At 49.6% G+C, this 14,775-nt stretch carries 12 protein-coding genes; 7 read left to right on the forward strand and 5 right to left on the reverse strand.

The window, feature by feature from the left end:
* Nucleotides 1-3: 3 nt before the first annotated feature.
* The 5 genes from HGH90_RS00385 to HGH90_RS00405 form a co-directional block, all read right to left on the reverse strand.
* Nucleotides 4-1,452 (reverse strand): RagB/SusD family nutrient uptake outer membrane protein, encoded by a 1,449-nt coding sequence (locus HGH90_RS00385; protein WP_169190085.1) that lies wholly within the window; start codon nt 1,450-1,452, stop codon nt 4-6.
* A 24-nt stretch (nt 1,453-1,476) separates the two neighbouring features.
* Nucleotides 1,477-4,746: a TonB-dependent receptor gene (locus HGH90_RS00390; protein WP_168765533.1), complete on the reverse strand. Its 3,270-nt coding sequence runs from the start codon at nt 4,744-4,746 to the stop codon at nt 1,477-1,479.
* A 241-nt stretch (nt 4,747-4,987) separates the two neighbouring features.
* Nucleotides 4,988-6,160 carry a FecR family protein gene (locus HGH90_RS00395; RefSeq protein ID WP_168765534.1) on the reverse strand — a complete coding sequence of 391 codons (1,173 nt, stop codon included), beginning with the start codon at nt 6,158-6,160 and terminating at the stop codon, nt 4,988-4,990.
* 72 nt (nt 6,161-6,232) lie between these two features.
* Complete coding sequence (locus HGH90_RS00400) at nt 6,233-6,835, reverse strand: RNA polymerase sigma factor (protein WP_168765535.1); 603 nt, start codon at nt 6,833-6,835, stop codon at nt 6,233-6,235.
* A gap of 84 nt (nt 6,836-6,919) precedes the next feature.
* A complete protein-coding gene (locus HGH90_RS00405) occupies nt 6,920-8,188 on the reverse strand; it encodes a Gfo/Idh/MocA family protein (RefSeq protein ID WP_168765536.1) in 1,269 nt (422 codons plus the stop codon).
* A 247-nt stretch (nt 8,189-8,435) separates the two neighbouring features.
* On the opposite strand from HGH90_RS00405, the gene HGH90_RS00410 reads away from it, so the two are divergent.
* From HGH90_RS00410 to HGH90_RS00440, 7 genes are all read left to right on the forward strand, one after another.
* Nucleotides 8,436-9,068: a hydrolase gene (locus HGH90_RS00410; RefSeq protein ID WP_169190086.1), complete on the forward strand. Its 633-nt coding sequence runs from the start codon at nt 8,436-8,438 to the stop codon at nt 9,066-9,068.
* 121 nt (nt 9,069-9,189) lie between these two features.
* Nucleotides 9,190-10,482 (forward strand): alginate export family protein, encoded by a 1,293-nt coding sequence (locus tag HGH90_RS00415; protein ID WP_169190087.1) that lies wholly within the window; start codon nt 9,190-9,192, stop codon nt 10,480-10,482.
* Nucleotides 10,483-10,501: 19 nt separating this feature from the next.
* A complete protein-coding gene (locus HGH90_RS00420; RefSeq protein WP_211172561.1) occupies nt 10,502-11,269 on the forward strand; it encodes a M17 family peptidase N-terminal domain-containing protein in 768 nt (255 codons plus the stop codon).
* On the forward strand, nt 11,262-13,139 hold the full coding sequence (locus HGH90_RS00425) for an amidohydrolase (RefSeq protein WP_169190088.1): 1,878 nt from the start codon (nt 11,262-11,264) through the stop codon (nt 13,137-13,139). The genes HGH90_RS00420 and HGH90_RS00425 overlap by 8 nt, the downstream gene beginning before the upstream one ends.
* 10 nt (nt 13,140-13,149) lie before the next feature.
* Nucleotides 13,150-13,581 carry a DoxX family protein gene (locus HGH90_RS00430; RefSeq protein WP_168765540.1) on the forward strand — a complete coding sequence of 144 codons (432 nt, stop codon included), beginning with the start codon at nt 13,150-13,152 and terminating at the stop codon, nt 13,579-13,581.
* A 9-nt stretch (nt 13,582-13,590) separates the two neighbouring features.
* Nucleotides 13,591-14,064 (forward strand): Dps family protein, encoded by a 474-nt coding sequence (locus tag HGH90_RS00435; protein WP_168765541.1) that lies wholly within the window; start codon nt 13,591-13,593, stop codon nt 14,062-14,064.
* 26 nt (nt 14,065-14,090) lie between these two features.
* Nucleotides 14,091-14,774, forward strand: coding sequence for a YoaK family protein (locus HGH90_RS00440; RefSeq protein ID WP_168765542.1), 684 nt, complete (start codon nt 14,091-14,093; stop codon nt 14,772-14,774).
* Nucleotide 14,775: the final 1 nt, after the last annotated feature.

Here is a 14,775-nt window from a genome sequence, read left to right on the forward strand (position 1 = left end):
TTTTTAATAGCCAGGGTTTTGGTCTTTGATCGGGTCAATCGCTTTATTATAGTTGTATTCAGTAGTAGGAATAGGCCATAGCAGGTGCTTATCTGCTACTGTAATTCCTTTCACCGCCTTAATCACTTCTTTTACAATACCCAGCCGCTTCAGGTCAAGCCAGTGCTTACCTTCACTGCAATCTTCATAGGCGCGTTCCTTTACTACCTGGTCTGTGAATGCCTGCAGGCTTCCATAATCCGCCAGTTTAAAATCAACCGTGGCATCGGCCACCTGTGGGTTTTTACCGTATGCGCGCCGGTGTACCATGTTCAGTTTCTCCAGTGCATCCGCAGTCGGTCCATTATTGACACGGCTGTCACATTCGGCATAAAACAGCAGCAGGTCAGCATAGCGGTACATCGGGTAATCGTTGCCTGCCGCGGTGGTGGTAGTTTTGTCGCTGAACTTTTTGTTCAGGATAGTACTTGGCCCCAGGCCAAACGTTTGTACGTACCAGTTAAACTCATATCTCAGGTCTTTTTTGTCCCAGTCGCGTACAAAAGTGTTGTTCACCGCATCGCTGTACAAGGTATAATATCCACCGGGAGGATAGTATCCGGCTCCCGGGTAATGGGCGTACATCGGATACTGAAACCCTTGCCCGTTGGGCTGCCGGGAAAATTTCATATAGAAAATTTCTTCCGGTGTAGTAATAATATCCGGGCCGAACAGTTTATCGAAATCAGCCGCCACGGTCACATTTACCAGGGAAAACTTATTGGAGCTGATTACTGCCAGCGCTTTATCGCGGGCTTTCTGGTAGTCACCAAGATTCATATATACGTCGGCGAGTACTGTTCCTGCCGCCCATTTGGAGGGGGCGCCGACCAGGCGTCCAGCGTCTGGCAGATTGGCTTCTGCAAACAACAGATCATCTGTGATCAGCTGGTACACGGCTGCTTTGGAGCCTCTCGGCACATTCAGAGAATCCATATTAGTTTCCGTGCGGATAGGCACGCCTGCCCAATTACGCACCAGGTAAAAATACATTAAAGCCCTCATAAACCTCGCCTCGGCGAGGAACTTGCTTTTGTCTGCATCCGATAGATTTTTTCCGGCAGGCGTCCGTTGGATCACAATATTCGCATTACGAATTGCTTCATAAAATGTCGCCCACATATCGTTTGTGCGGGTGATGTTATTGTTATCCAGCCCTACGTAATCATTCAACGGTGCATGGCTGCCACGGCCATACATGTACTCGGTATAGATCTCCTGCTGCACCTGGTAAAGCGCTCCCAGGGACCCTCCTGCACGTATAGGCGTATAAATGGCATTCAAACCGGCCTGTACTTCGGCTGCATTATTGTAAAACTGTTCTGCGGCAATCGACTGAGGTTTTTCTTCCAGCAGTTTGGCACAGGAAGCAAACAACAGTACTGACAATATAGCGAGGATATTATATTTCATAACAAAAATTGAAAGGTTGGAAAATCAAAAACCACACCTGATACCAAACGTTACCGACTTATTGGTAGGATAGGTAGCATAGTCAATACCCTGGTTGACAGAGCTGAGCGCGCCCGGCGCTGTAAGCGATCCATAAGCGTTGATTTCCGGATCATACCACGAATAGCGTGTAATCGTAATCAGGTTTTGGCCACTCACGTACACCTGCGCTTTCTTAAACCATTTTACATGCATTTTCTCCAGCGGGATGTTATACGCCAGCTGTATGTTTTTAAACCGCAGGTAAGAACCGTCTTCTACAAAGCGCGTAGATACATTCCCGGCAAGTGTACGGGTGATCTTTGGATATTTGGTGTGGGTATTTTCCGGTGTCCAGTGATCGTAAGCCACATCTTCCGGCAGGTTCAGGCCCATGCCCAGATCCAATGTGGCGGCCTTGTTCAGGTTAAAAATATCATTGCCCTTGGAGCCTTGAATAAAGACAGACAATTCAAATCCTTTGTAGCTGGTCACTGAATTGAACCCATAGGTAAAGTCAGGATTCGGATTACCTATGTAAGTTTTATCGGCAGCGCTGATCTTCCCATCTTTATTAAGATCGGCATATTGGAGGTTCCCCTTGTCCGTGTAGCCCGTTTCTTCGTAGCCGTAGAAGATACCAAATGGCTGGCCTTCCCGCAGGAGGTTGACGTAATCATTCAGCGAACCGGTATAGAACGTATTGCCGAAGATATCCTGTCCGTTGTACAATTTCACAATCTTGTTGCGGTTAAAGGAGATATTGGCATTCACATTCCAGGTAACGGCCTTCTGCAAAATATTTACATCAGCAGAAAATTCCATTCCCTTGTTTTCCATCTCGCCTACATTCTGGAACGTCATACGATATCCCATGGAAGCGGGCAACTGCACAGTGTTCAGCAGGTTTTTTGTTCTTTTATGATAGAAATCAGCGGTAAAATGCACCAGATCATGAAACAGCGCTACGTCTGCACCAAAATCTGCCTGGTAAGTAGTTTCCCATTTCAGGTTACCAGGCATCACCGTGCCGGGTGCAAAAGCGGTATACAATGCATCTCCGAAGATGGTGTTGCCAGGCGTCAGCTGGTTCATGGTCTGATAGGGGCTAATAGCGGCACTGCCGGTAGCTCCGTAGCTGGCCCTGACCTTCAGGTCAGATATGACCTTTGAATTTTTCAGGAAGGGTTCATCACCGGCTCTCCATGCGATGGCAGCGGAAGGGAAATTGCTCCATTTATTACCCGGCGAATAACGCGAAGATCCATCCCGGCGTACGCTCACCGTAAAGAGGTATTTGTCCATCAGGGTATAGTTCAACCTGGCCAGGTAAGAGAGCAGTACCCATTTTTCGTAGCTGCTGCCCGGAACGCCAGGTGTGCCCGCGCTGCCGAGGGAACCTGTTTGCGTTACATCGCTGAGAAAACCAATGCCGGAACCAGTCATGGTGGTACGCACAAAATCCTGGTACGTAAAACCGGCTATGGCATTGATATTATGTATCCCGATCTTTTTGTTGTAGGTCAACAAGTTTTCATTGAGCAGGCTGGTCGATTGCGTTGTCTTAACCGTGGCCGATCCTACAGAGTTGGTAGAAGGTTCAATGTTGGCATAATAGTCAGACCTGTCGTTCAGGTTGTCGATCCCCCCGGAGATGCGGAGGGAGAGGTCTGCCCAGGGTTTGATGGTCAGCGCTGCATTGGAAAACACCCGGTCTCCTTTGAGGCGGTCGGAAATCTCGTTAAGCGGTATCATCGGGTTGATGATTGCATTCGAAATAAAAGGATACGCTGTATTGAGCCGGCGGTAGCTGCCATTGGGCAGATAAGGTGTGAGTGTGGGCGGCGCCATCAGCATAGCGGAGATGAGGTCGCTACCACGGTTGCCGAGGCTGGAATTCTGGCTACGTGTATTCATACGTGTTAACGTAGCATTGTACGACACGTTGAAAATTTTACTGATATCATGATCTATGCTGCCGCGTACAGAATAGCGTTTATAATCGCTGTTGCGTACAATACCATCCTGCAGGAACATGCCGGCGGAGAGGGAAAAGCGGGTTCTGTCTGAACCGCCGCTGACGGTAGCACTGGTATTATAGATAGGCGCATTATGCATCACGAGGTCCTGCCAGTTGGTACCGGGATTGAGTCCAAACGAGTCGATTTGTCCTTTCGTGAAATAGGGCGCCAGGCCATCATTGGCTGCCTGTTCATTATACAGGGTGGCATATTGTTGGGCATTCATCAGTTTCATTTTCCGGGAAACCGACTGAATGGTATATCCGGCGGTTACTTCCACATTGGTAGGATCTTTTTTGCGCCCTGTTTTGGTGGTGATGATCACGATGCCATTGGCGCCACGGGAGCCATAGATAGCCGTGGAAGAGGCATCTTTCAGGATCTCCATCGATGCAATATCTGAGGGCTGTAAGAAAGTGGGATTGCCATTATACGGAAATCCATCGATGACATATAGCGGATCGTTTCCCCCCATGATAGAATTGATTCCGCGGATGCGCACACTGATGGCGCTACCGGGAGCGCCATTGTTCTGGATCACCCGAACGCCCGGTGCCCGGCCACTGAGCGCCTGCATTATATTAGTATTAGGTTGCGCCGTGATGTCGGCAGACTTTATTTGTGATACGGAGCCGGTAAGATCACTTTTTTTGGCGGTGCCATAGCCAATCACCACAACTTCAGTAGCGTTGTTAACGTCAGCATCCAGCCGGATCAGTAAGGGCTGTTTTGCAGCGGCAGACACCTCCTGGGGCTTGTAGCCGATATAGGATATAACGAGAACGGCCGTACGGGGAGCTGTTAATTTAAAATAGCCATCGGTGTTAGTTTGCGTGCCGGTCTTGCTGCCTTTCACCACCACGGTGGCGCCGGGCAGTGGTTCTCCGGCGGCGCCAGTCACACGCCCGGTTACTTCCTGCTGTTCCTGGAGCGGAGCGGCAGGTAGGTTGTTGTGCTTGGTCTCCACCGATTCAATGACAATGTTCTGTCCCACGATGCTCCAGGCAAGCGATTGTTGACGGAGACACAGCTCCAGTACTTTTTCCAGGGGTGCTAACTTTACGTCTACTGTCACCCGGCTGGCCTTATCGAGCAAGCGGTGATCAAAGAAAAAGACGTACCCGGTTTGCTTTTCAATGGCACGGAAAATTTTTTCAAGTGGCGCATTCCTTTCAGACAGGGACACATTCTGGGAATAGCCCCTGGCACTTACCTGTAAACAGGCGCATAATAAGATGACGGCTGACAATTTCATAGCCAGAAACATTTTAGCGATACCGTTTGGTTGATGGACCGGTCGCCTGCAAATAGAATTAAATTGCATACTTTTGATTTGTTTGGGTAATAAAAGCCCCGTCCCGGTATAAAAACCAGGGAGAGAGAGTCGTGGAACGATTTTCATGGGTTACCCAAATGCCTGCCGGGAGTGCTCCAACACTTCCGGTTTCTTTTTGAGCCCCGCGATGTTAATTACTCATCTTTCATAACGTTTATTTTCATGGTATTACAATGATCTTCTTGTTTTCTATCTTAAAATGAACTTTGCTTAACGCGAGTATTTTCAGTACCTCTTCTATGCTGCTGTTCCGGGAAATTTTACCGCCGAATTCCCGGTCAGGAACACCGCCTTCATAAGCGATGTCCACATCATACCAACGGGAGATTTGCCGTAATACACCCGGCAGTTTTTCATGGTAAAACTGGAAGTACCCATTCTTCCAGGCAACGATTTCATCTACATCCACCTGGTCGATAACGGCCAGCTGCCCCTGCTGGTCCATCCGCAGTTGCTGCCCCGGGCGTAACGTGGTTTGTGTACCGCCGGCATTTACTTTCACGGCGCCTTCCAGCAGCGTGGTTTTGATGGCTGCTTCTTCCGTATAGGCCATTACGTTAAAGTGGGTACCCAGCACCTGTATATCCATGTTGTTCACCTTTACATGGAAAGGTTTTCCCGGCATAGCAGCCACTTCAAAGTAAGCCTCTCCTGTGAGCTGTACGGTACGGTCGGCCCCTGTGAAGGCGGTTGGATAACTCAGGCTGGATGCTGCGTTGATCCAAACCCGTGTGCCATCCGGTAAGGTGATGCGGAACTGCCCCCCGCGTGGAATGGAAAGGGTATTGTATTGCAGGCTCCCGGAAATGTTGCTGCCATTTGCTTTATAAGCCAGCTGCCCGCTATCTACCTGCACAATCTGTACATTGCCCTGCTGCGCAAGCGCGCCGTTGCCGGTGCTGTCGAGCGTAATGGTGCTGCCATCTGCCAGGGTGAGTATAGCCTTGTTACTGCCGGGCACTACACCATGTGCAGGCGGTGGCGTATAAACGGCTATTGGCTGTTGCCGGCTGCGGAAGTGGCGGAACAGGGTGGTCGTCCCAACTATCATCAGTAAGACAGCAGCGGCAGCAGCCGGGTATATCCACCGACGCCGGGTCACTGGTACAATGGTCGTTTCAGCCGGCCGGATGGCAGCGTATATTTGTTCCATCCGCTCCGGGTCAGCATAGCCATGCCGGGTATTGTCCTGTAACAGTGCCAGCAGGGCCTCCTGCCATTCTTCCTGTTCATGGCCCTCCCGCAGGGATTCCCAGAGCCGGAGGGTTTCTTCCTCACTCAGTTCCTCGTTGAGGTATCGTATGATCAGGGTTGATAAAGGTGTTGATTCCATAGCCGGTATACGACGTTATATAGTAAAGACGCCTGGTTGGAAAAGAAGGAGGTGCCGGTTGGAAAATTTTTTTTATCCGCAAACAATGAGTTGCAGCGCGCAGTACAATAGTAACGGAACGCCGGGATAATGGGCGAGGAATTTACGGAGAGACGCTAATGCCTGTACAATATAGCTCTTGATAGTAATGCGGGATACGCCCATGGCCTGCGCAATCTCTTCATGCCCTTTACCTTCAAAGCGGCTCATCCGGAAAGCTTTCTGTTGCTGGGGAGGTAAACGGCGGATAGCGCTATGGATGGCGCCTTCCAGTTCTTTGAACTCTGCCCTGGCTTCTGCCCCTGAATGAGCCACTTCCTGGTGGTAGTCGAGCAGGTACCGCCGGTAAGCATCCTGGGAGGATAATTTACGCAGGCGGCTATAAAGCTGGTTGCGGGCCATCACAAAAAAATATGATTCCAGCTTCTCTACCTGTACTAATTGTGCACGTTTTTCCCAAAGTGTTACAAACACCTCCTGGGCAATATCTTCTGCTATATCGGGAGAACGGGAAAGCAATAACGCAGAAGAATACACGGCATCCCAATGACGTACGAACAGTTCACGATATGCTGTGGCATCGCCCTCAGCCAACCGCTTCAGTAGCTCATTTTCACTTGGTGGAATTGCTTGCATCGTTGGAATAGCCGGGCACCTCTGTTCTTCCCGGTGTTTCAAAAATAATAAATCTTATCTATTGTCCGATATGACTTCCCATCATCAGATAGTCCACTCTCCTTTTAGCTTCCTCATTAATAACTGATCAGCTTCTTTATCGTTCAAAAAGTTTTCCACTGCAGGATCCCACTTCAGCGGGCGTTTCAGCTCATAGGCAATATTACCTAATGCACAAACGGAGGAAGTCCGGTGCCCGGTTTCTGCATCTGCTACCACCGGTTTCGACCGGTCGCGCATGGCCGACAAAAAGTCTATGTAATGATTGTCGCTGAAATGTACCCTTTGCTGTCCATCGCCGATAACCGTATCCCGGAGCGCCAACGGATTCGTTTCCAGCTTACCGCGTTCAATGATAATATTTCCTTTGGTGCCGATGAATTCAATATTTTTCTTGCCGGTATCATGTTGCGTCATCACCACACCGTTCTGGTAAACATAAGTCAGGTAAGGATGTTCCTGGCCATCCGGCGGATAGATCGCTACCGGTCCTGAATGGTCCATGTTCAATCCCCATTGCGCAATATCATACATATGTGCGCCCCAATCGGCCTGAAAGCCTCCGCCGAGGCCTTTATAGTAACGCCATTCCGCCCACAGTGAAGCACTGGGGTAAGGATTCAGTTTGTTATTATAGGGCACATACTCATTTGGCCCCAGCCACATCTCCCAGTTGAGATCAGCCGGCAAGGTTTCCGCAGGCAGGTCAAACGGCCGTGGACCGTCGCCCACACTGATTTTAATCTCTTTAATATCCCCGATGTAACCATTGCGCACCAGTTCAACTCCCTGCCGGAACTCACGCGCAGAGCGCTGCATACTACCGGTCTGGAATATACGCCCGTATTTTTTTGCCGCATCGGCCATTGCCCGGCTTTCTTTCACCGACAGCGCCAGCGGCTTCTCACAATAAATATCCTTGCCCGCGGCAGCTGCCTTCACCGCCATCACAGCATGCCAATGGTCGGGTGTGGCAATCACCACTCCATCGATATCTTTCCTTTGTAATATCTCCCTAAAATCACCATATCCTTTACAGGACTTATCGCGCTTCCCGCCCAACGCCTTAATGAATTCATCCACCTTGCGCTGATATACATCCGCTACCGCCAATATCTCCACCTGGTCTGTTGCCTTAAAACGGTCCCGTAAGCCTATCGCCTGGTGACCGGCGCCAATAAAACCAATGTTAATCCTGTCGCTCGGCGCCAGGAAACCCTTTCCGCCCAGTACATGCCGTGGCAGGATAAAAAAGGTGGATAATGCAGCGGCGTTCTGCAAAAACTTTCTTCTGGAGGTTATTTTTTTGCTCATTGGCTGAATAAAGTTTTAACGAAAAGAGGAGGAAATAAATCCGGCACTTAAACTAATACATTAAAAATCGATATGCAATAGTTTGTTGCAACCATCTCCCTCGTAAAAGACGCACCTTTTCTCTGCGCTGTTCATAATTTTACGAAATAACGTAAAAATTAAATTCATCAAAATACCTATAATCAACTGATAATCAATTTTATACAAACAGGCATCTGAATTGCCTCACCGGGAGCAAATTTTTAAAATGAAACCATCTACCCACTTATTGTCTCCCGACAACCACGCACTTATCCTGATCGATTTTGAAGGCCAAATGGGCTTTGCTACCAAAAGCATTGCTTTGAATGAGCTAAGAACCAATACTGCCGTCATTGCCGGTGCATCCAGGATATTTAATGTTGCCACCGTGGTGACCACTGTAGCGGAGCAATCTTTCTCCGGTCCTGTATTTCCCGAAATTGAAGAATTCTACCCACAGGCTACCTCCGGCTACATCGACCGTACTTCCATGAATACCTGGGAAGATGAAGCCGCTTACAAAACCATTGTCGGAAAAGGAAAAAAGAAACTTGTGATGGCCGGGCTGTGGACAGGCGTTTGCATTGTAGGCCCTGCCCTGTCGGCACTAGATGAAGGCTATGATGTATACGTTATCACCGATGCCTGTGGCGATGTAAGCACCGAAGCCCATGAACGCGCCGTTCAAAGGATGGTGCATGCCGGCGTGAAACCGATGACTTCCATTCAATACCTGCTGGAACTGCAGCGTGACTGGGCCCGCCAGGAAACCTATCAGGCGGTTACTGATCTCATGAAAAAATATGGCGGCGCTTATGGCATCGGTATCCATTATGCCCACCATATGCTGAAACACTAATTATCAGTTAAAACCGTTCCAATTGCCTGTAAAAAGCCGCTCCCGTCTCGTTCGTGTAACCATACTTGTTATAGTTTGTCTTTCGCCTGTTATCCAGGCTGCGGGGCAAAGTTTCAAACTAATGCGCTTTGACGAAGACTATTCTTTCATAAAAGACTCCACCCGTAATTTCTACCGGAAAATAAAATACAATCGCTTATCCAAAGATGGCAGCGCCTGCGTTTCATTCGGAGGGTCGGCCAGGATAGAGTATGTCGACTTTAACAACGAAGACTGGGGCAGGCTGGGCATTGGGCATAATCGCTTTCTCCTGCAACGTTATGACCTTCACGCGGACATTCACCTGCATGAGCGGTTCCGGATTTTTGCACAAATCAGAAGCGCCTGGGAAACCGGGAGAAAAAATGGCCCGCGCCCTATTGATGAAGACCATTTGAACATCCAAAATTTGTTCGTTGACGCCACACTTATTAAAAGGAAAGACCAACAACTCCTACTCCGCGCCGGCAGGCAGGAACTCGATTATGGCAGCGGCAGGCTCATTTCCGTGAGAGAAGGACCTAATCTCCGGTTGTATTTTGATGGCGCCAAACTGATGTACACCACCCGCCGCTGGAGTATCGATGGCTTTGCCATGATGGCTGATACCATCAACACCGGCGCCTTTGATAATACATCCAGCAAAGCAATCAATCTCTGGGGAATATACAGTAAAATCATTATTCCCGCTTTTCCCAATATTGACCTGTATTACATCGGTATTAAGCGTAGTCAGTCCTTGTTTGAAGAAGGCCTCCAGCGCGAGTTGCGTCATACCATAGGCACCAGGATATGGCGATACGGCGGGGGATTTATTTATAACCTCGAAGCCGCCTGGCAATGCGGTTCCTTTGGAAATGGATCTATCAATGCCTGGACTGCCTCCGTTGAAGCAGGCTACCTGTTTGAAAATACTCCCGGGAAACCGGCTATCAGCCTGCGTAATGACTATATCTCGGGAGACCGGCGTAAAGGAGATGGGAACCTCCAGTCTTTCAACCCGCTTTATCCCAAAGGCGGATATTTCGGATTCAGTCCGCAAATTGGTCCGGTAAATCTCATCGATCTACACCCCTATGCCACTGTCAATATTGGTAAAAAAATAATGGCACAGGCGGATGTGGTGCTCAACTGGCGATACTCACTGCAGGATGGCATCTACAGGCCCAGCGGAGGATTCAATCTTCCTGGCGCCACCTCTGCGGAAAGGCATATCGGCACTGCCTATCTCGCCAGCATTGTGTACAACGTGAACAAATTTATCGCATTCAACTCGGGCATTCAATATTTCCAGCCGGGCGCCTTTGTCCGGGACGTGATACCTGCGTCAAAGGATGGCCTGTTTATCAACACCCGGCTCAGCTTCAAATTTTAGCATATTAAAACGATAAACCATGAACAACACATTTATTACCCGCTATCACAAAGCGCTCATCACCTTTATGAGTGCCTCTTTTCTCTTGTTGCAGACCGTTTCGCTGATGGGTCAGCAGGCTGTCGATGCTGTTAAAACTACTCCAATAGGCACTGCCAAAGTATGGGGCAAAGTGGAAGGGATATCCATCATCGGATTAGTGCAGGGTCCCGGCGCCGCTGTTGCACCCTTGCAGGTAGCCTGCGTGTTTGAATATACGGAGGGAGATATTTTCAATTCCCCGGCTTTACCGGCTGCGCTCAACGGGATGGTACATCTCGACCAGGCGCTGAAAGGGCAGCTCACCGAACTGAGAAAAAGTGGAAAGTTTGAAGGGCATTACCTCGAAACGTTGCTGATCACTCCTCCTAAAGGCGCTCTGAAAGCTCCCAGGCTGCTGTTGATTGGTCTGGGCGACCGCCGTCAGTTTAATGCCGACATGATGATTAATGTGGGTGCAGTGGCGCTTCGGGAAGCCAGCCATATGGGCGTCACCAGCTTTGCCTTTGCCAGTGATATCAAAGACGCCGGCATCGACTCACCTACCGCATTGGTAGCGGGCAACGTCACCAAAGGCATCATCAACGCCTGTCGCACACAACGCTACCTGCAACAACATCACCTTGCCCCTGCAAAACCAGTCATAAAAGCTACGCTGCTGGCCGGACCCGCTTTTTTTGAAATTGCCGGAGAAGGCATCCAGGCCGCCATTGCATCCTTCCACCACTCAACACCCACTCATGAATAAAGCAGCATCCATCGTTTTATACAATGGGAAAATACATACCGTAGATCCATCCCAGCCACGGGTTACCGCCGTTGCCATCAGCGATGGTCAATTCGTTGCCGTAGGCGATGATAAAACCATTCTTCAGCAATATGGCGTGAACGAAACCGTACAAATAGACCTTAAAGGGAAACGGGTTATTCCGGGATTGAACGATTCTCACATTCACCTCATTCGCGGTGGCCTGAACTATAACCTGGAACTCAGATGGGATGGCGTTCCTTCCCTGGCCGATGCTTTGGCCATGCTGAAAAAGCAGGTGGCCATCACGCCCGCTCCCCAATGGGTAAGAGTGGTAGGCGGATGGACCGAGCATCAGTTTGCAGAAAAAAGAATGCCGACCCTGGAAGAAATCAATACGATCGCACCAGATACACCCGTTTTCATCATGCACCTGTACGACCGCGCCTTCCTGAACAGTGCCGCCCTGCGGGCGGTGGGCTTTACCAAAGATACCCCCGCCCCTCCCGGCGGCGTGATCGAAAAAAACAGCCACGGCGAACCTACCGGGTTAATGCTGGCCAGTCCCAATGCCATGATCCTCTATTCCACATTGGCAAAAGGACCGAAGCTATCTTTTGAACACCAGGTCAACTCCACCCGTCACTTTATGACGGAACTGAACAGGTTTGGCATCACCAGCGTAATTGATGCTGGCGGCGGGTTTCAGAACTTCCCCGACGACTACCAGGTGATTAGCGAGCTTCATCAAAAACAACAGCTCACCGTTCGCATTGCCTATAACCTGTTTACGCAAAGGCCTAAGCAAGAACTGGAAGATTTCCGCAACTGGACCAGCACCGTAAAGCTTCACCAGGGAGATAATATGTACCGGCACAATGGCGCCGGTGAAATGCTGGTATTTTCTGCGGCCGATTTTGAAGACTTCCTGCAACCGCGACCTGATCTGCCGGAAACCATGGAAGCAGACCTGGAAAAAGTGGTGCGCCACCTCGTGGAAAACCGCTGGCCCTTCCGCTTGCACGCTACTTATAATGAAAGCATCACCCGCTTTCTGAACGTCTTCGAAAAAGTGAACAGGGATATTCCCTTCAACGGCCTTCATTGGATATTTGATCACGCCGAAACGATCGATGAAAAAAACATAGACCGGGTAAAAGCGCTGGGTGGCGGCATTGCCGTTCAAAGCAGGATGGCCTTCCAGGGAGAATACTTTACCGACAGATATGGAAAAGCTGCAGCGGCACATACACCACCGGTAAAACGGATGCTACAGGCAGGTGTGCCGGTAGGCGCAGGAACCGATGCCACCCGCGTAAGCAGTTACAATCCATGGGTGGCGCTATATTGGTTGTCAGCCGGCAAAACGGTGGGAGGTCAACAGTTATATGATGATACCACTAAACTAAGCCGGGAAACAGCCCTTGAACTGTACACCCGTGGAAGCGCGTGGTTTTCCGGGGAGCAGGACAGTAAAGGTTGTATCAAAGCCGGGCAGCTCGCGGACCTGGCTGTACTCGATGCCGACTTTTTTGAAGTACCGGAAGAAGCCATTAAACACATCGAGTCTGTATTGACCATCGTAGGCGGGAAGATTGTATTCAGCAGCGGTGAATTTTCCCGTTTCTCCCCTGCTCCCATTCCTGTGCTGCCAGACTGGTCGCCGGTGAAGCACTTCGGCGGCTATTATGCCGGTGCGAAAAGCAATGTTGGAACAGCAACAGCCGCTGTCACCAGCCAGGTACATTGTTGCGCCGGCAGCTGCAACGTTCACGGACATGAGCACAATACAGCGAGACTAAGCCATATTCCTGTTAATAATTACAGTGCATTCTGGGGCGTATTTGGTTGTTCCTGTTTTGCTTTCTAAACTTTCTTTTATGAACGAAATCATCCGCCATATACTGTTTTCAGACGCCGGCAATACCGTCAACAATTATGCTCTGCTGGCCTTCCGGGTATTGCTGGCCTTTGAATTGTTCCGGGTACATGGTATGAAAAAATTCCGCCTGGAAAATGGCCAGCGGGAACATGTTCCCAATCCGCTGCACCTGCCGGAGCAACTGAACGGGCTGGTAGCCACCTTTTCTGACACCGTCGTTCCGTTCCTGGTGGCCCTGGGATTATTTACCCGGCTCGCCATCCTGCCTACTATTGGTGTAACGGCTATCGGTTATTTTATCGTACACCGGAACGACAATCTTGAAATACGGGATGTGCCCTATATGTACACCCTGTCGCTTTTACTGTTGCTGGCGTTGGGGCCTGGCCGCTATTCTATCGACGTACAACTTTTATATCACCTTTTCTAAATTTTCAACATGCAAGTTAACATTGGCATTAAACAAGCGCATCTCGCTGCCGTATCTCATTCACTTGGCAAAATAATGGCAGATGAATTTATTTTGTATACTAAAACACGCAAAGCACATTGGTGTGTAACGGGGCCTGACTTTCATAACAAGCACTTGTTTTTCGAAAGCCAGTACCAGCAACTGGAAGAGATCATAGATGATATGGCAGAACGCATCCGCACCCTGGGCCACTTTCCACCGGCTACGCTAAAAGAATTCCTGTCGCTTACCCATCTCTCAGAAATGAGTCGCGAGAAAAATGATGGTATCGGGTTTATTAAAGACCTGTTACATGACCATGAAAGCATCCTGATACACCTGCGGGAAAATATTAACGATTATGCTACGGCCTTCCATGATGCAGGCAGCAGCGATTATATTACGGGGCTGATGGAAACGCACGAAAAAATGGCCTGGATGCTGAGAGCACACCTGGAATAAATTATCTATATAAACAAATCACCGGCATGACAGAACAAAAGCATAGTATCAACTGGGTCACCTTCCTCCTGGCATGGGTGGCAGGTTATTGCGATACCGCCACCTTTATCTCCGGCGATTCCATCTTCTCCGCCCATGTTACCGGCAACTTCATTGTGTTTGCCGCGCAGGTATCGTCTGGAAACACCAATACTGCCGCATGGATAAAGCTCATCACCTTCCCGGTATTCGTCATCGCTGTGATGATGGGCGGCTGGCTGGCGGAAAAATCTCCTAAAAAATACCGGATATTGCTGGTAGAAGGCCTAATTTTGCTGGGTTGCGGATTAGCAGCATTCCTGCTGCCTCTTTTAACCACATGGGAAGATAAGTTGGTGACCTACGTCATCGTGATGGCGACCGTGCTGGGAATGGGTTTGCAGAATGCATTCGGAAAACTTTTTGCCAAAGAAACACATGGTCCTACCACCATGATGACCGGCAATGTTACACAGGCTGCACTGGACCTGGGAAATATCATCCGGAAAGGTCTTTCCGGGAATGAGTTGTCCTTGTCTGGCCTGCAAAAGCAGGCTGTTACCATTGGCGGCTTCCTGGCCGGTTGTATCATTGGCGCGCTTCTCTCCCGCTGGGTGGGACTAAGCGCCATGATGTTACCGGGTGTGGCCATCGTAGCGTGCTACCTGCAGGGACAAAAATCGGAAGGATAAA

Source organism: Chitinophaga sp. Ak27 (assembly GCF_012726295.1).
GTDB lineage: Bacteria > Bacteroidota > Bacteroidia > Chitinophagales > Chitinophagaceae > Chitinophaga.